The sequence below is a fragment of the Algibacter sp. YIN40 genome, from assembly GCF_057219435.1.
Genome location: NZ_JBXVVC010000001.1, coordinates 192153 through 208540 on the forward strand (window position 1 = coordinate 192153; position 16388 = coordinate 208540).

The window sequence follows — 16388 nt, forward strand, 5'->3', positions numbered from 1 at the left end:
TTAAAGGTATTTGTTATCTCGTCGAATTTATTACGACTAAACTCCGAGGTGAGATATGTTTTTAATTTACTATCTTTCAATTCACTAACTAATAAACACATTATTATGAATTCAAAAGTTTTTATGGTCATAAGAATACTTCTTGGACTTTTTGTTTTATTTTTTGGACTTAATAAGTTCTTTCATTTTATGGATATGGGAGAAATGCCTGAAGCTGCAGGTGCTTATTTCGGAGCCTTATCTTCAGCAAAAGTAATAACCCTAGTTGCCATTGTTGAAATTGTCGCAGGATTAGCATTAATTTTTAACAAATACGGTGCTTTATTAACATTAATATTAATGAGTGTTTCTTTAAATGCGGTGTTATTTCATGCAACATTAGCTCCTGAAGGTATCGCAGGTGCTTTAGCTCTAATTGTTCTAAACGTATTAACTCTTTATGGCTATAAAGACAAGTATAAAGATTTACTAGCTGGGTAAAATAAAAAAAGAGGCTTTTATAAAAGCCTCTTTTTTTTGTCATATTATTTTGGTGGATATTTTGCCAAAACTTTTTCTACAATTGCAGATAATCTTGCTTCTCTTTTTTCGGGTAAAGCATTAGGATTAAAGCTTGATTCGCTCACTGCTTGCCAAAATAAACCTATACCGCCTTCATCAACAAAATCGAATATAATCTGTCGATTAACATTTGCTTGTCCTATAGGTAAACCAATTGAAATTCCACCACCAACATTTCTTCCGCCTCCACCGACTCCTACTCCAACAGTATTTCTTTGCGCTGCTTGAAACTCGCTACTTTTTATATCTATATAAAAATCAGGTTTATCCGAGAGTGCAAATCCTTTTACTTGCATCTTTAAATCTAGCGCATCAAATAAACGTTTTGTATCAAAATCACTTAACCCTGTTTGTGTGTCGCCAAAATAGTTGTAGGTTGTATATTTTGAAAAGTCTGTGTTTTTTTCAAAATCATAATTCACATAAATGGGTGCACAGGAAACAAAAGGTAGGGATAGAATAAATATTCTGTAAAACTTCATAACTTTATTTTTAAGATAAAGTTACACAAAAATTATTCCGCGATTTATTCTATTTTAATCAGTCTCTTTTAGTTCTCTTCTAATTAAAGTATTTTTACCAGGTAAAATTAAACCAATGCCTTTTTTTTCAGTAGTTATTCCGTTATACAATAAAGAAGATTACATAGAAGACACATTAAAAAGTGTTTTTAATCAATCTTTTACAGACTATGAAGTTATTTTAGTTGATGATGGAAGTACTGACAGCAGCTTAAAAGTAGTTGAGCTTTTCGATGATGGAAGATTGAAAGTTTACAAACAAAAAAATCAAGGTGCTTCAGTAGCAAGAAACTTTGGAATTGAAAAAGCACACTCTAATTACATCGCCCTTCTTGACGCAGATGATTTATGGTATGAAAATCATCTCCAGGAGTTAAAAAAACTTATTGAAGCTTTTCCAGAAGCCGGGTTATATTGCAATAATTATGAGATTAATTATAATGGGAGCTTTGTGAAGCCGGCTACTTTTAATTTTAATTACAATAATGAATGTTTGATTGTCAAAGACTTTTTTAAAGCCAATATTATTAACTTTATTCCTTCGTCTTCTTCAGTTACTTTTTTAAAAAAATCTTTTAAAGATATCGGAGGTTATAACTCGAATTTTGAAATAGCTGAGGACATTGACTTATGGATTCGCTTTGCATTGAAATACAAAGTGTGCTTCAACCCAAAAACCACTATGACATATCAAGTATTTATAGACAATAGTCTTTCAAAACAGGAAACGAATGAGGTTAGATATAAATTTATTAATAGTTACGGTGCAGAAGAAAAATCAAATCAACAATTAAAATTGTATTTAGATATTAATAGATATGCACTTGCAATAAGGTGTAAAATCCATAGTCAATTTAACTTATACCATAAATTGAAAAAGGAAATTGATTTAAAGAATTTGAACCTAAAGCAAAAATTGCTTTTAAATTCTCCTGCGAGTATGTTACAAATTGCCAAAACAGTTCAGCGCTGGTTATTAATGACCAATTTATATTTGACGGCTTACAAATAGCTGTTAATTAGTTAGTTTCTAATTTTAAATATTTATTTCTGGCCTTTAAACACATTGAGAATATAAGATGAATTTCAGAAATGCGTATCTCTCTCTTAAGTAATAAATGAAATATCAATTTCATAACTTTAAAATAAAACATATTTGGGTATACCAAATGATACTGAATTGCATAATTTGGAATAATCTGCATCGGGTTAATTTTTGTTCCCGTACTTATGGCGCTATGGCGCAAAATTAATTTATCCTCATAATATATTTTAGTTTGTTTTAGGATATCATTCAAAAACACATACTCTTCTCCCGACAGAAAAGGACTGTTCAAGCCCATTAATACATTAAATTTGATATTAGAATTCTGAATAGATTTTCTACGAAAAGAAATATCCACAGAAGTCACACTAAAACATTCCTTAATTCTCGTTATTCTTTTCGATTGCAAAAGATATTTAGGATTTCTTGAATGCCCATTTATTTCAGAATTAAATATTATAGCACCTGCATCATTATGAAGCACATATGCATTAGCAATTATTTTTTCAAAACCTTTAAAGTATTCTACATCGTCATCTGCGATTAAACAAATATCCCCTGTGGCATTTTTAATCGCCAAATTTCTACTTTTTGAAAGGCCATATTCAAAACTATTAATAATGCGAATATTATTTAAATCAGAATTAAGAATACTATCAGGAGTGGTTTGATTTATAATTAGAATTTGAAAATCATCCATATTATTATTTACAAACATCTTATCAAGAAAAGAAAGATCTTTTCTATTCATAGTACTGATAAGAATCTCTAAAATCATAATATTGAATTATATTTGTTTTACTAAAATAACATTTTAAATGGCCAAGTAATCTAGCTGATTTATTTTAACTAACAAAGTTTTAATATCTAGTTTTTGTCTTAGCTTAAAACCTTATTAACATGGTTATATTGTCAATAGCACTGATAACTTATAATAGTGAAGATTATATTGAAGATACTTTACTTTCCATAATAAAACAAAAATGCTCTTTTAATTTTGAAATAGTTGTTGGTGATGATTGCTCAACTGATAAAACATTTCAAATAGTAAAATCATTCAAAAAAAAACATCCTAAACTTTTTAATATAAGTACAAATGCCAATCAATTAGGAATTCTAAAAAACTTTAAAAGCACATTAGACAGGTGCACAGGTAAATACGTGTTTAATTTTGATGGTGACGATATAATAAAAAGTGAATTAGCATTTGAAAAGTTAGTCAATACTTTTAAAAAGAAACCTAATTTAGGTTTTGTCGACTCCGGTTATGACAAGTATTTTGAGACTAAAAAGACTACAAACCATTATGTAAATAAGCATACTATTAGAGCCTCAAAGAATCAATATAAAGATTCAATTTTCCTAGGTAGAATAATCCCCATTGGGACATGTTTCAATAGAGAATTTATAATAAAGTATGTGGATTTCGCTACTTATATTGATAAAAATATTACAATAGAAGATTACCCTATTCTAGTTGATATGGCCGCTAATTGTGACTTTGATAGGATTGATGAATCCTTATTTATTTATAGAATACATGATAGATCTTATTCGTATAATAATGGTTTTGATAGGTATATTTTTCAAAGGGAGCAAATGCTAAATTTATTTAATCATTTTAAATCCAAATATCATTTTAGTAAATCTCTTAGTAATGATTACGAGCAAAAACATTATAAAACCATCCTTCATTTGGCTGGGTCTTTTCATAAAAAAGAATTAGGAAAAGAATTGTTTCCGAAAATAAAATCGAAAAATATTTACGATTATATTCATTACTTTGCAAGTCAATATAAATTTGTTAGGAATATTGCTCGAATACGAAAAGCGAAGAACTTAATAATTCAAAAAACGCGATTAAGCTTGAAAGATTCTTGAAATTAATTGCCTAAAAAAGTTTCGAAATCTCTTATATAATCTTCTTCATTATGAACGTCGGAGGCTAAAACTAAACATACCGACCCGTTTGAAAATTTATTAAGCTCATGCCAAACCATATTTGGTATTAAAAGCCCTTTATTTGGACTATCCAGTTTAATAACTTCTTGGTTTTTATTAACGTCAATTAAAGTAACATTAAAGCTACCATTAAGAGCAACCAAAAATGTATAATGCTCAATGTGAGCATGCCTCCCTCTAAATTCATCTGCGGGCACATCATAGAGAAAAAATACTCTTTTTATATCAAAAGGTAGAACGCCCTTTTCAATAAATGACAACCCCCCTCTAAAATCCCTGAATTCTGGAATGCTAATTATTTCAACTTCCTTTATACTCAAACTGAAAAGATTTTAAATCACTATTTTTTTAACTTTCTAATTAATAAATTTATTAAACTAAAATGGTTGTTCAACCTGTAAATTGCAAAAGACAAAGAAAACAAAATAAGTAACACCAGTGAAGTATTCTTAATAATTTCATCTTCTATATAAAACAGACCAGTTATAATTATAAATTGCAAAGTACAGATATAAAAAAGTTTATTGAAGTTTGAATTAAAATGAAAATTATATTTCTTAGAAACAATAATCTTAATAAATAAAAAATCAATTATATGATAAACTAAGTATCCCACACCAAGACCTGTTAATCCATAAATATTATATCCAATAATTATTGAAATGAGTAACAAAAAATTAGAAATCACTTCTGTAATTAAATATAATCTTGAATCACCTTTCGCAATTAAAATAAAACCCATTGACCACGAAATAGATTTAAATGCTGTGGCTAAAATCCCATAGGTAATCATTCCTAGAATAGGTAAAAAATCTTTAGAATAGAGTAGTGTTACTATGAATGGTTTTATAACTAAAAATATAATCACAATTGGTGTCATTAATAACAGTAACATATAGGCCTGTTCGTTCACGATTTTATTAACCATTGTACGATTCTTAGACACTTCTGAAAGCCTTGGAAAAAAATCTTTACTTAAAGCACTAAAAAATACCGCTACATAAGAATGTATTATGGCAAATCCAGCATTATATAATCCTACTTCTTCAATACTTCCATAATTAGTAATAAATATCTGAACAATATAGGCAATTGCCAATGCTATTATACTCGCCAAACTTAGATGTATTCCTGGTTTTAAAACATCTGCACTACTCTCGACAAATTGTTTAAAGGGAATTCTAGTAGTCTTTAAATTTAATTTATTCACAAAAAATTTAGCAGTTATAAAACTTATTACAGCTGTAGAAACAATAACCCATGGAATGCCATTTTCTCCAAAAAAATAATAAATACTTATGGTTGGCAACAAACTAATTAAGCTTGAAAAAGCAATAACTTTTGCTAGTTTTTTTATAGACTTCAAACCTTGTAATATTGCCATATCACATATCGCCAATTGATTAAATAACACTGCAATAGAAATGGTAATAAAAAATAGAGTATACGTTTTGTTACTAAAAGCTAATTGACTCAACCAAGAAGATGACATCAAAATAACTATGGCTCCAGCAACTCCTGTAATTAGAGCTAATTGTTTTATAACACTAATTAATTTCGGTTTTTCATCTTTACTTGAAGAAGCAATTTCCTTAACTGCTGTTAAATCCAAACCGCATCTAGTTAACGCTTGGACAAAATTTAATGTTGACATGAGAATGCCAAATATTCCAACTCCTGAAACCCCAATAAGTAAGGCCGCTACTTTCGTTTTTATAATAGAGACTAGTATGCTAACAACCTGCACCCCTCCAAATAAAGAAGTAGCTTTTAAGATTTGTTTATATGAGTTGTTTTCAGCCTGCAAAAACTATTTATGTCGTGGAGATTGGTTAAAATTTGATAATAGATATATAATTCTTTCAATTTCAATTTCTTCTAAATTTTGGTGCATTGGTATGCTTAATATTTCACCGTGTAGCTTGCTTGTTATTGGCAAATTTAATTCGCCAAATTCCTTATACGCATTTTGTTTGTGAATCGCTTTTGGATAATGAATCATTGTTTCTACCTCATTCTCAAAAAGATATTTTCTAAGTCCATCTCTATAGGCACTTTTTATAACAAACAAATGAAAGACATGTTCATCTATAACATCATATTTAGGCACGGTAATAAACTCACTATCAATTTTATTTATATATTTTTGCGCTATTAACCTTCGTTTATTATTATCCGCATCTAAATACTTTAATTTTACTCTTAAAAAAGCAGCTTGTAATTCATCTAATCTGCAATTAAATCCTTTTATTGCATTTAACGAAGATGAAACTCTTCCGTAATTTCTAAGTTTCAATATAACTTCTGCTAATTTAGAGTTATTTGTTGTAATAGCACCAGCATCTCCCAAGGCCCCCAAATTTTTTGTTGGATAAAAGCTAAAAGCAGCAACATCTGAAACATTTCCAGCTTTTCTCCCATCATTTGAGATAGCACCATGAGCCTGAGCAGCATCTTCAATCAAAATTAAATCATAAGTCTTACATAATCTTTCTAAAGCATTAACATTGTATAATTGTCCATATAGATGAACTCCTAATATAGCCTTAGTTCTAGTGGTAATTTTGGCTTCAATTTTGGCAGGATCAATATTAAAACTATGGATATCGGGTTCAACTAAAACAGGTTTCAACTTTGCATTGCTAATAGCCAAAACTGTTGCTATATATGTATTTGCTGGCGCAATAACCTCATCCCCATCCTCTAACACACTTAATGCTTTAAAACCCTCAAAAATTAAACGTAGTGAATCTAGACCATTACTGGTGCCTATACAAAACTTTGCTCCGCAGTAAGTTTTAAATTCTGATTCAAACTTTAAAACTTCCTCACCCAAAATATAGCTTCCTGAATTTAAAAAATTCTTAAATACTCCTTCAAATTCATTTTGGAACCGAGCATTACTGTTTTTTAAGTCTAAGAATTTAATCATGTTTAAATTGAAAAAATAAATTAATTTAAATAATTATCACCTTCAACACCAAAAAGAGAACTTTCGAATATAAGCAATAAATTCACTAAAAAGACTAATTTTATGCTCATCACCTAGTTATCAAATGTCATGTTTTTATTCTAAAACCTTATTAAAAACAATCTTTCCTTCTTCATTTATATATTCATAAACGCCAGCCGGAGCACCCTTATTTATTTGAATAAAACTTTTGTTTTCCTGCATATATTTCAAATAACTTTCATCTTCACTCAAATATGAATATAATATCCGAAATAAATTTACAGGCGTTTTTAAATCATTATCAAAATCCGGCGCCTCCTCTGGCCATTTAATTGCTAGCATCGAGCTAAAAATAGACTTAATTAGATTCTCATCTGAAGCTTTTTCAAAACTATCAAGTGTAGTATCGAATCCTACAAAACCACCATGATCAGCTGCTATAATGATTATAGGGTTTTTATCTTTGCTCAAAATAAGATTCACTACCTCTTTTAGCCAAATGTTAGCTTCTTTAATACCTTTTATATACACTTCTCTGTTATCACCTTCTTCAACAAAACCTGGATTATTTATGTGACCTGGTGTTAGTTTTTCAATAAAATAAAAATTATTAGTATGTGAGTTTATATCAATCAATTTATTTAAATCTTCTTTAATATCTCTTTTAATTTTAAATCCATCTCCGAAAAACGAAACTTCATTAAAATCAATATTGCAATAATCATAAAATAGTTTAGGTCTATTTAATAACAAATAAGAGTATTCTAATAACAAAATAGTTTTGTATTGGTTATTTTTTAAAATCTTAATTGCTGGATTATCACCTACTATTGCTTCTCTTGCAGCATATAGCTCTCTATTTGAAAACTGAGTGTTATTATAATAATGATGGCTCATAGCAAACATAGAGCTATTGGAACTTAGCGTAGAGTAATAATTGCTACGAAAATCATCATAAGATTTAAAACCATTATCAGCTAAGAAATTTTGAAACTCACTATTATTAAAACTATAATATCCTTTACTCGATTCAGAAAAATTGACATAACCGTCAGGTTGAATTAAGTAAATATTATGATGTTTCTTAAATTTAACAGACTCAATATTATCTAAAGGTTTCATCCATTCTTTAGAATAAGAAAAATATTTATAAAAGTCTGGTATTAATCTGGTAAAGCCAATCAATGATAATAGAATTTGAAATACAATAATTTTTCGAACATGCTTATACATGAATTTGGTAAAAATCAATGCTAATAATAAAGATAAAAGCAAAAAAGCTTTATGAAAACCATAAGTTATTATAACCAAATAAGCAGCGAAACTGCTATAATTTAAAAGTGGGATTATATATTTTGCATATCTTTTAAAAAATATGATTTTATCAAACATAAAAAATAATAGTTTGAATGAGATTATTGGTATAAGAAGAAAGAACAATAAGAAACCCAGGAATTGACTCCAAGAATTCATTAATGTAAAATTGTAATTGTATAAATGGCATAAAGGGTATAAACCAGCCCCCAATGCAGCTAGATATTGAAATGATTTATCGGAGTTATTGTTACTTGATAAAAATTTTAAAATGGATTTTCTAAAACGATTAAACATTCCTGAGCTTTAGTAAATACATCATTCTTTCAGAACCTTTAATAGGTTCTTTCTCAATTACATCAAAATAGTTACTATAACATTTTTCAAAATTTTCAATATTATAAAAATTAAAATGCTCTTTGAATTCACCTTTTGTATTCAACAACCTTACCACCCATGAATCACCTCTTTTGGGGAATTCTATTATTAAATACTTGGAAAAAGAAGCAAAAAACTTTGCCGACATTTGAAATGGAATATTCCCAGAGAGTGACATATGATGTATAACGGCTAAAACCATGGTGATATCGGGTTTGAATTCTTGAATACGTTGTATAAAAGATTGTCGCTCCTTATTATTAAAACCTATCGCTGGAGTAGGGTTAAAAATATCCAATACAAACGGAGTAATAAAAGAAGAATTTTCTTTTTTAATATTTAAATAATTTATATCAACCGCAATATTATCTATGTCGCATACAAGTGCTTGTTCTAATACATGATTTATTTTTCGAACAAAAGTACCATCATTGCCTCCAACATCTATGAGCGTATTAGCTTTTAAAGACGCAACCCATTTATCAACAAGTTTTGATTTCTGTAAAAAAGAACTATCGGAATAATTTGTATTACTATAATAATCACCCCACTCACTCGTCTCCTTAATCTCAAGCTTCTTTATATAATTGTATAAACTAGTTATAATGTTAATTTGTCCTCTTTTTGACAGTTTAGATACTTTTACACTGCCCTTATAATTATCATTATGTTTATCTTCAAACTTTGCCAATAGGTGTATGTTAGAATACAAAAAAGGATTAAACTTAGTCTTAAATGGCAACATTGAAGACAACATACCTGTAGGAATTCCATCAATAAAATTACTCATTAATTTTAAAGATTGAGCTCCGTGGTAATGAGCTAAAGTTAAAGGTCCCAAAAAGTGAGTTATAAATTGTTTAAATGCCCTCCAAGGTTCATTTTTTGAATAAAAATCAAATGACAATGAATCAATAAAAACAGCTTTTCCTAAGTGAAATGCAACATTAAATGCAGATGCATCCTTAAGAGAAAAATCGTTTTCTAAGCAGAATTTTTGAATCTTAAGTGTTAGCAAAGCTGCCTCTTTATACTGCATGAACGACCATTCATAAGGATAAGTAATAAATGGTATTTGTTCGGGCTGTATTATTATCTCAGCATCACTTTTAGAAAGTTCTTTATGCTTAATTAATAACTCAGCAGAAAATAATTTTTGAAAAATATTTTTCTCTTTTAACGCCGTATATTGTTTAAAATAAATAGGGTTGATACGACGTTTAACTTTGCCATTTTCTAAATAAACATACCCAGAAGGGTCTCTAAATGAAGCTGAATGAATATGTTTATTGGTTGCTATCATTCTTATTTTCTTCATCGATATCGGATATATCTATATCATCAAACATATCTTCCTCTTTTACTAAACCAAAGAATAATTTTAATTTGTACAATACATTTTTTGAAAATAATAATACCCCCGCTACTGCTGCTACTATTGCTTGGATTATCATTGCCCCTAATCCAGGATCGAAATAAAGAAATTGCATGAATCTAATTTTTAAACAAAAATAGGTAAATTATGAGGTCTTTACCTCTTATAATTAACATTAAAAAGAGGTGAACATATCATTATCTAGCTTTCAGTGTTCTTGCTATCCACACCAAAAAGTGAACTTCCGAATATAAGCAATATAACCCCAAAATACATAACATAACTTACCAAATGACCAATTACTGCACCCTCTACTCCGAAGATTTTTATAAAGTAAATACTTGTTACGTAAGTGATAATTACTAAAAATGCTTCAGTCACAATATAATGCCAAAACATCTTTTTTGCTAAAAACTGATAAGCAATAACTACGGATATAACCTTAAAAAAATCACCTAACAGCTGCCATAGAAACAACTCTTCAACTGGCTTAAACTCTTCTGAAAAAACTGCAGTAACTATGAATGATTTCAATAAATATATAACTAACAACCCTATTGCAAAAATTGGTATTATTGTTTTATAAAAACCAAAAACCTCTTTTCTGAATTCTTTTGGATTATCAATTTCTGAGAATCTTGGTAAAATATATAATGCCATTAAGGTATTAACAAGCATTAAATAATACTTCGAAATTCTAGTCATAGCCTCCCAAAATCCCGCGTCTTTATAGCTAACATGCTCAATAATATATGAGCGTATCGCAATAGTTACAACGGGCAATAATATGGCAGAAAACAAGGTCATAGTTGAATATGAACTCAATTTCTTTAAAGTATTAAAATTGACTCTTTTTAATTGAATAAGACCTATTAAACTGCGCCTATGAATTATACCAACGAGCGTTATTAAAAAGATTAACGACTCTGCTATTACGACAGATATTAAAGCACCTTCAATTTTTCTTTGATAAATAAGAAGTAGGGTTATAGACAACCCTAAAATCTGACCAATAATATTTATTACAATTAATATTTTATACTTTGAAAATCCATTCATTATGGAAAATGAAAACATATTCAATGCATAAAAAGGTAATACAATAGCAAAAATCTTTATAACGTACGCATAATTACTATAAAACGGAAAAATGAGATTATTAATTTGCTCTGCATTAAAATAACATAATAGTGAGAATAAAATAGTTGCTATAAAACCGACATAAAAAATTGTAGAAATTGTTCTACTTAGCCTAACGGTATCATCTTTAAAAGTTGCGATATATTTTACAGCACCATTATAAAAACCTAAAATAGATATAGTTTGAACAGCACTAACAAAATTTCGTAAATTCCCAATTAGAGCTAGACCTTCTGCTCCAATAAAAATGGCTATAGCTTTAGAAGTTAAAATGCCAGCTATAATCTTTGTAAAAACGGAAGCTGTTTTTAAAGATGCAATTTTAATTAAAACTTTACTATTTATGTATTCTAATAATTTCTTCAATTAATATAAATTACCTTTTATTAGAGATATATGGTCGTAAAATCAAGTGTAGCGTGCTTATTAATTATTTCTCTTTTAAGAATGAACCAAAGATACAAAATGATTTAGGTTTGTCTGGGTAAATTATACGAATCGGAAGAAATCGATTATAATATGGATTACCTATTTTTTTTTATTAGATAATATCCATTGACAGTAAAAATAGCCGCATTAGCTATAATAATTGGCAATCCAATCCTTAATGTTGGCATTAAAAAACCATATATAACAAACAAAATACACCCTGTCATATTTATTAATCGCAGACCTTTAATGTTTTTCATGGTAAATGAAATTAAAACCATTAAGGAAGCTAAGTAACCAATATATTCTATTCCAGTAATTCCAAATAAATCCATATTTCAATAATAACAAAAAAAAGAGAAACTCTATTCGAATTTCTCTTTAATCTCTGCTATATCAATAATTTTATAATGCTTTATTTCGCTTACGCTCAACTTCAGTTAAAAATACTTTTCTCAAGCGTAGGTGATTTGGAGTTACCTCAACATACTCGTCTTTTTGAATATATTCTAAAGCTTCTTCCAAAGAAAATTTAATAGCAGGAACAATTTTAGCCTTATCGTCCGCTCCTGAAGAACGTACATTACTCAGTTTTTTAGTTTTTGTTACGTTAACAGTCATATCGTCACCCCGTGAATTTTCTCCAATAACCTGACCTTCATAAATATCTTCACCTGGATCCACAAAAAACTTACCTCTATCTTGTAATTTATCAATTGAATAAGGAATGGCTTGTCCTTTTTCCATAGACACTAAACTACCATTTTGCCTCTCTGGTATACCGCCCTTTAATGGTTGGTATTCTTTAAATCGATGCGCCATAATAGCTTCTCCTGCAGTAGCCGTAAGTAACTGATTTCTTAAGCCTATAATACCTCTTGATGGTACCATAAACTGACATACCATACGATCTCCTTTGGCCTCCATACTAAGCATCTCACCTTTACGCAAAGAAACCATTTCTATAGCTTTACCTGAAACCTCCTCTGGTAAATCTATCGTCATTTCTTCAACAGGTTCACATTTTACACCATCAATTTCTTTAATAATAACTTGTGGTTGCCCGATTTGAAGTTCGTAACCTTCACGACGCATTGTTTCTATTAACACTGACAAATGCAATACACCGCGGCCGAATACTATAAACTTGTCGGCACTATCTGTATCTTCAACTCTTAGCGCTAAATTTTTCTCTAATTCTTTACTTAAACGATCTTTTATATGACGAGAAGTTACATACTTACCATCTTTTCCAAAAAATGGAGAATCGTTTATTGTAAATAGCATACTCATTGTTGGCTCGTCAATAGTAATTGTCTTTAAGCCCTCAGGAGCTTCCCAATCGGCAACTGTATCGCCAATTTCAAAACCTTCAAGACCAACAATAGCACAAATATCTCCTGTTTGTACACTTTCAACTTTTAAGCGTCCTAGACCTTCAAATACATGAAGTTCTTTTATTTTAGATTTTACTACAGTTTTATCTCTTTTTACCAAAGAAATATTCTGTCCTACATTTAGTTCCCCTCTTGTTAAACGACCAATAGCTATTCTTCCTGTAAAAGATGAAAAATCTAAAGATGTTATTAACATTTGAGTTGTTCCTTCAGAAATTTTTGGTGACGGAATATGATCGATAACCATATCTAGCAAAGGCTCAATATTTTCAGTTTCATTTTGCCAATCATCACTCATCCAATTGTTTTTAGCTGAGCCATAAACCGTTGGGAAATCTAGTTGCCACTCTTCAGCACCTAATTCAAACATTAAATCAAAAACCTTCTCATGCACCTCATCTGGAGTACAGTTTTCTTTATCAACTTTATTAATTACTACGCATGGCTTCAATCCTAAATCTATTGCTTTTTGTAATACAAAACGAGTTTGTGGCATAGGACCTTCAAAAGCATCTACTAACAATAGTACACCATCTGCCATATTAAGAACACGCTCTACTTCTCCTCCAAAATCGGCGTGACCAGGTGTATCTATAATATTTATTTTTGTGTCTTTATAAATTACAGACACATTTTTAGAAGTAATAGTAATACCTCTTTCTCTTTCTAAGTCATTATTGTCAAGGATTAAATCCCCAGTATTTTCATTCTCACGAAATAACTGACAGTGATACATAATTTTGTCAACCAAAGTTGTCTTACCGTGATCTACGTGTGCAATGATTGCAATGTTTTTAATACTAGCCATAATGCCTCATTTTAAGCGTGCAAATGTACGCTATATTTTAACATTTTAAACATTATATTTTGATATTTAGTTAATTATATGTTATAATTTAAAACTAGAACACTAAGCCATAAATATTACCGTTTTAGAACAAAACATTGCATCATGAAAATCATTAATCATCAGTCAAAATTTTCAAGCACGGCTTACCTTCTATTAGGAATTACAATAACACTATTAATAAATTTTGCAATTATCAAATATTTATCGCGTTCTTCAGATGTAATATTAATTAAAAAATCAACTTTGTTCTTCATATCTGGAATTGGTTTAATTATAATGTTCAATTGTATTTTAACATTATATCTAATTAAATACAGCTTTAAAAAAAGTATTTAAAATGATTATCTTTGCCGCTTAAATTAAAGCGAATGAACCTTGATAATGTTCCTAAGTTAAAACACCTAAATTCTAACAATTTCTTTTTACTATGTGGGCCCTGTGCTATTGAAAGTGAAGACATGGCGCTCCGAATTGCTGAAAAAGTAGTTTCTATTACTCATAAATTGGAAATCCCTTATGTATTTAAAGGAAGTTTTAAGAAAGCTAATAGAAGTAGGATTGATAGTTTTACAGGTATAGGCAATGAAAAGGCTTTAAAAATTCTTAAAAAAATTTCAGAAACATTTGATGTTCCTACGGTTACAGATATTCACGAAGTTTCAGATGCATCCTTAGCTGCTGAATATGTAGATGTTTTACAAATTCCAGCTTTTTTAGTTCGTCAAACCGACTTAGTTGTTGCAGCTGCCCAAACTGGCAAAGTTGTTAACTTGAAAAAAGGGCAATTCATGAGTCCAGAAGCCATGAAACATGCCGTACAAAAAGTGAAAGATGCTGGTAACGATAATGCTTGGATAACCGATAGAGGTACTATGTTTGGTTACCAAGACATGATTGTAGATTTTCGAGGTATCCCCACTATGCGTGAATTTGCTCCAACAGTTTTAGATGTAACCCATTCATTACAACAGCCTAACCAATCTAGTGGTGTTACAGGTGGCCGTCCAGATATGATTGAAACCATTGCGAGAGCTGGCATTGTAAATAATGTAGATGGCTTGTTTATTGAAACGCATTTTAATCCTGCCAATGCTAAAAGTGATGGCGCCAATATGCTACATCTAAATCATTTAGAAAGCCTTTTAACCAACCTTGTTGCCATTAGAAAAACGGTAAACAGCCTCTAACATTTCACTTTATATCTTGCACATGATATTAAAACCAGTAACTGGTATAGCAATTTTATTGTTTTCAATTAAACTAATTGCTCAGGATTCCATTCCAAAAAGATACACTTCCTCAAATAAGGGAAAGTTCTTTATAAGCTGGGGTGGTAACAGGGAATCATTCTCTAGATCTGATATTCATTTTAAAGGTGAAGATTACAATTTTACGATTAAAGATGTGACCGCATACGATAAACCAAAAGGTTGGCATATTGATTATATTAATCCTACTAGGGTTACAATTCCTCAAACTAACACAAAAGTGGGATATTTTATTTCTGACAACTACTTAATTTCAATTGGTGTTGACCACATGAAATATGTGATGAACGAAAATAGAAATAAAATTATTGATGGCTCTATTAATTTACCAAGCGACGAGTTAGGGAGTCAATATAATGGAACATATAATAATGAAGAATTTCTTGTTTCGGAAGAGTTTCTTTTGTTTGAGCATACGAATGGCTTAAATTACATATATGCTGAAATAGCTCGTTATGATGACATTTCTTCAATATTTAACTTACAGAACACAGATAAATTTCAATTGAATATTACCGAAGGTTTTGGTGCTGGTATCCTATACCCCCAAACAAACACTACACTACTTCAAAAAGAAAGATATGATGAATTTCATTTGGCGGGTTATGGTGTTTCGCTTAATGCGGGCTTAAACTTTACTTTTTTTAAACACTTTTTTATGCAGCTAGATTTAAAAGGAGGTTATATTAATATGCCAGATATTAGAACTACCAGTAATACTGCAGAAAGTGCATCGCAACATTTCTTTTATTTACAGCGTGTTATTTCGTTTGGTGGTATATTTAGAATTTAAACAAACCAAGCTTTCTTACTCTTCTTTAGTAATTCTGAAGCAGCATGTAATAACTCGATAAAATTGTCATGATCTAAATCTTCAATAGACTTTAACTGGATAGAACGTACCTGTTTTCTTTTATTATCATTTTTTAAAATTGGGAAATCGTTCTCAAGTAAAATACCTTGCACAAAAGCGACATCCACATAATCTTTCCCCTTTAAAATATTCAAATAAACCATCGGTTTCTTTCCAATATTATAAAACGGAATTTCATAACTGAATCGTTCTTCTGCCTCTGTAAGTGTATTTAAAATCACACTACGCACATATAACATAATGGATTGATTAGGCTCTTTTTGGTTTATGAAATATTCGTCTACTGGTTTCACTCAAACTATTTAATTTCAAACTTAACAA

At 29.7% G+C, this 16388-nt stretch carries 17 protein-coding genes; 5 read left to right on the plus strand and 12 right to left on the minus strand.

Annotation, left to right across the window (positions count from 1 at the left end; genetic code table 11):
- The first annotated feature begins 105 nt into the window (after nucleotides 1-105).
- A complete protein-coding gene (locus AC2D6V_RS00930; protein WP_484646163.1) occupies nucleotides 106-480 on the plus strand; it encodes a DoxX family membrane protein in 375 nt (124 codons plus the stop codon).
- Nucleotides 481-524: 44 nt separating this feature from the next.
- On the opposite strand, the gene AC2D6V_RS00935 is transcribed toward AC2D6V_RS00930, so the two are convergent.
- Entirely contained in the window at nucleotides 525-1043 is a 519-nt protein-coding gene (locus AC2D6V_RS00935; RefSeq protein ID WP_484646164.1) for a DUF4136 domain-containing protein, read from the minus strand.
- 115 nt (nucleotides 1044-1158) lie between these two features.
- Here AC2D6V_RS00935 and AC2D6V_RS00940 point away from each other — a divergent pair, with 115 nt between their 5' ends.
- Nucleotides 1159-2094 carry a glycosyltransferase family 2 protein gene (locus AC2D6V_RS00940; protein WP_484646165.1) on the plus strand — a complete coding sequence of 312 codons (936 nt, stop codon included), beginning with the start codon at nucleotides 1159-1161 and terminating at the stop codon, nucleotides 2092-2094.
- 7 nt (nucleotides 2095-2101) lie between these two features.
- Here AC2D6V_RS00940 and AC2D6V_RS00945 read toward each other — a convergent pair whose 3' ends face one another.
- The gene (locus AC2D6V_RS00945) at nucleotides 2102-2878 is read right to left on the minus strand and encodes a glycosyltransferase family A protein (RefSeq protein ID WP_484646166.1); all 777 of its coding nucleotides are present in this window, start codon (nucleotides 2876-2878) and stop codon (nucleotides 2102-2104) included.
- Between the two features lie 149 nt (nucleotides 2879-3027).
- Between AC2D6V_RS00945 and AC2D6V_RS00950 the strand changes: the two genes are divergently transcribed.
- Complete coding sequence (locus AC2D6V_RS00950) at nucleotides 3028-4008, plus strand: glycosyltransferase family 2 protein (RefSeq protein ID WP_484646167.1); 981 nt, start codon at nucleotides 3028-3030, stop codon at nucleotides 4006-4008.
- 2 nt (nucleotides 4009-4010) lie between these two features.
- Here AC2D6V_RS00950 and AC2D6V_RS00955 read toward each other — a convergent pair whose 3' ends face one another.
- The 9 genes from AC2D6V_RS00955 to typA all read right to left on the minus strand — a co-directional run bounded on the left by AC2D6V_RS00955 (nucleotide 4011) and on the right by typA (nucleotide 13883).
- Entirely contained in the window at nucleotides 4011-4409 is a 399-nt protein-coding gene (locus AC2D6V_RS00955) for a sugar 3,4-ketoisomerase (protein ID WP_484646168.1), read from the minus strand.
- A 20-nt stretch (nucleotides 4410-4429) separates the two neighbouring features.
- Complete coding sequence (locus AC2D6V_RS00960; RefSeq protein WP_484646169.1) at nucleotides 4430-5896, minus strand: oligosaccharide flippase family protein; 1467 nt, start codon at nucleotides 5894-5896, stop codon at nucleotides 4430-4432.
- Between the two features lie 3 nt (nucleotides 5897-5899).
- The gene (locus AC2D6V_RS00965; protein ID WP_484646170.1) at nucleotides 5900-7021 is read right to left on the minus strand and encodes a DegT/DnrJ/EryC1/StrS family aminotransferase; all 1122 of its coding nucleotides are present in this window, start codon (nucleotides 7019-7021) and stop codon (nucleotides 5900-5902) included.
- A 135-nt stretch (nucleotides 7022-7156) separates the two neighbouring features.
- Nucleotides 7157-8275, minus strand: coding sequence for a hypothetical protein (locus tag AC2D6V_RS00970; RefSeq protein WP_484646171.1), 1119 nt, complete (start codon nucleotides 8273-8275; stop codon nucleotides 7157-7159).
- A 370-nt stretch (nucleotides 8276-8645) separates the two neighbouring features.
- On the minus strand, nucleotides 8646-10052 hold the full coding sequence (locus AC2D6V_RS00975) for a class I SAM-dependent methyltransferase (protein ID WP_484646172.1): 1407 nt from the start codon (nucleotides 10050-10052) through the stop codon (nucleotides 8646-8648).
- On the minus strand, nucleotides 10021-10224 hold the full coding sequence (locus AC2D6V_RS00980; RefSeq protein ID WP_484646173.1) for a hypothetical protein: 204 nt from the start codon (nucleotides 10222-10224) through the stop codon (nucleotides 10021-10023). The genes AC2D6V_RS00975 and AC2D6V_RS00980 overlap by 32 nt, the downstream gene beginning before the upstream one ends.
- 86 nt (nucleotides 10225-10310) lie before the next feature.
- A complete protein-coding gene (locus AC2D6V_RS00985; protein WP_484646174.1) occupies nucleotides 10311-11615 on the minus strand; it encodes an O-antigen translocase in 1305 nt (434 codons plus the stop codon).
- 158 nt (nucleotides 11616-11773) lie between these two features.
- Entirely contained in the window at nucleotides 11774-12013 is a 240-nt protein-coding gene (locus AC2D6V_RS00990) for a uroporphyrinogen decarboxylase (protein WP_484646175.1), read from the minus strand.
- Nucleotides 12014-12083: 70 nt separating this feature from the next.
- A complete protein-coding gene (typA, locus tag AC2D6V_RS00995) occupies nucleotides 12084-13883 on the minus strand; it encodes a translational GTPase TypA (protein WP_484646176.1) in 1800 nt (599 codons plus the stop codon).
- Between the two features lie 410 nt (nucleotides 13884-14293).
- Here typA and kdsA point away from each other — a divergent pair, with 410 nt between their 5' ends.
- Together kdsA and AC2D6V_RS01005 are read left to right on the plus strand one after the other, a co-directional pair.
- Nucleotides 14294-15112, plus strand: coding sequence for a 3-deoxy-8-phosphooctulonate synthase (kdsA, locus tag AC2D6V_RS01000; protein ID WP_484646177.1), 819 nt, complete (start codon nucleotides 14294-14296; stop codon nucleotides 15110-15112).
- Nucleotides 15113-15134: 22 nt separating this feature from the next.
- The gene (locus AC2D6V_RS01005) at nucleotides 15135-15986 is read left to right on the plus strand and encodes a hypothetical protein (RefSeq protein ID WP_484646178.1); all 852 of its coding nucleotides are present in this window, start codon (nucleotides 15135-15137) and stop codon (nucleotides 15984-15986) included.
- Here AC2D6V_RS01005 and AC2D6V_RS01010 read toward each other — a convergent pair.
- Nucleotides 15983-16360, minus strand: a complete 378-nt coding sequence (locus AC2D6V_RS01010; RefSeq protein WP_484646179.1) for a DUF1801 domain-containing protein — start codon at nucleotides 16358-16360, stop codon at nucleotides 15983-15985. The genes AC2D6V_RS01005 and AC2D6V_RS01010 overlap by 4 nt on opposite strands.
- Between the last annotated feature and the right edge of the window lie 28 nt (nucleotides 16361-16388).

What these genes read in the sequence shown, in the direction of transcription:
- AC2D6V_RS00930 (WP_484646163.1), top strand. Translation starts at nt 106, where the DNA reads ATGAATTCAAAAGTTTTTATGGTCATAAGAATACTTCTTGGACTTTTT.
- AC2D6V_RS00935 (WP_484646164.1), bottom strand. Translation starts at nt 1,043, where the DNA reads ATGAAGTTTTACAGAATATTTATTCTATCCCTACCTTTTGTTTCCTGT.
- AC2D6V_RS00940 (WP_484646165.1), top strand. Translation starts at nt 1,159, where the DNA reads ATGCCTTTTTTTTCAGTAGTTATTCCGTTATACAATAAAGAAGATTAC.
- AC2D6V_RS00945 (WP_484646166.1), bottom strand. Translation starts at nt 2,878, where the DNA reads ATGAATAGAAAAGATCTTTCTTTTCTTGATAAGATGTTTGTAAATAAT.
- AC2D6V_RS00950 (WP_484646167.1), top strand. Translation starts at nt 3,028, where the DNA reads ATGGTTATATTGTCAATAGCACTGATAACTTATAATAGTGAAGATTAT.
- AC2D6V_RS00965 (WP_484646170.1), bottom strand. Translation starts at nt 7,021, where the DNA reads ATGATTAAATTCTTAGACTTAAAAAACAGTAATGCTCGGTTCCAAAAT.
- AC2D6V_RS00970 (WP_484646171.1), bottom strand. Translation starts at nt 8,275, where the DNA reads ATGTATAAGCATGTTCGAAAAATTATTGTATTTCAAATTCTATTATCA.
- AC2D6V_RS00975 (WP_484646172.1), bottom strand. Translation starts at nt 10,052, where the DNA reads ATGAAGAAAATAAGAATGATAGCAACCAATAAACATATTCATTCAGCT.
- AC2D6V_RS00980 (WP_484646173.1), bottom strand. Translation starts at nt 10,224, where the DNA reads ATGCAATTTCTTTATTTCGATCCTGGATTAGGGGCAATGATAATCCAA.
- AC2D6V_RS00990 (WP_484646175.1), bottom strand. Translation starts at nt 12,013, where the DNA reads ATGGATTTATTTGGAATTACTGGAATAGAATATATTGGTTACTTAGCT.
- typA (WP_484646176.1), bottom strand. Translation starts at nt 13,883, where the DNA reads ATGGCTAGTATTAAAAACATTGCAATCATTGCACACGTAGATCACGGT.
- kdsA (WP_484646177.1), top strand. Translation starts at nt 14,294, where the DNA reads ATGAACCTTGATAATGTTCCTAAGTTAAAACACCTAAATTCTAACAAT.
- AC2D6V_RS01005 (WP_484646178.1), top strand. Translation starts at nt 15,135, where the DNA reads ATGATATTAAAACCAGTAACTGGTATAGCAATTTTATTGTTTTCAATT.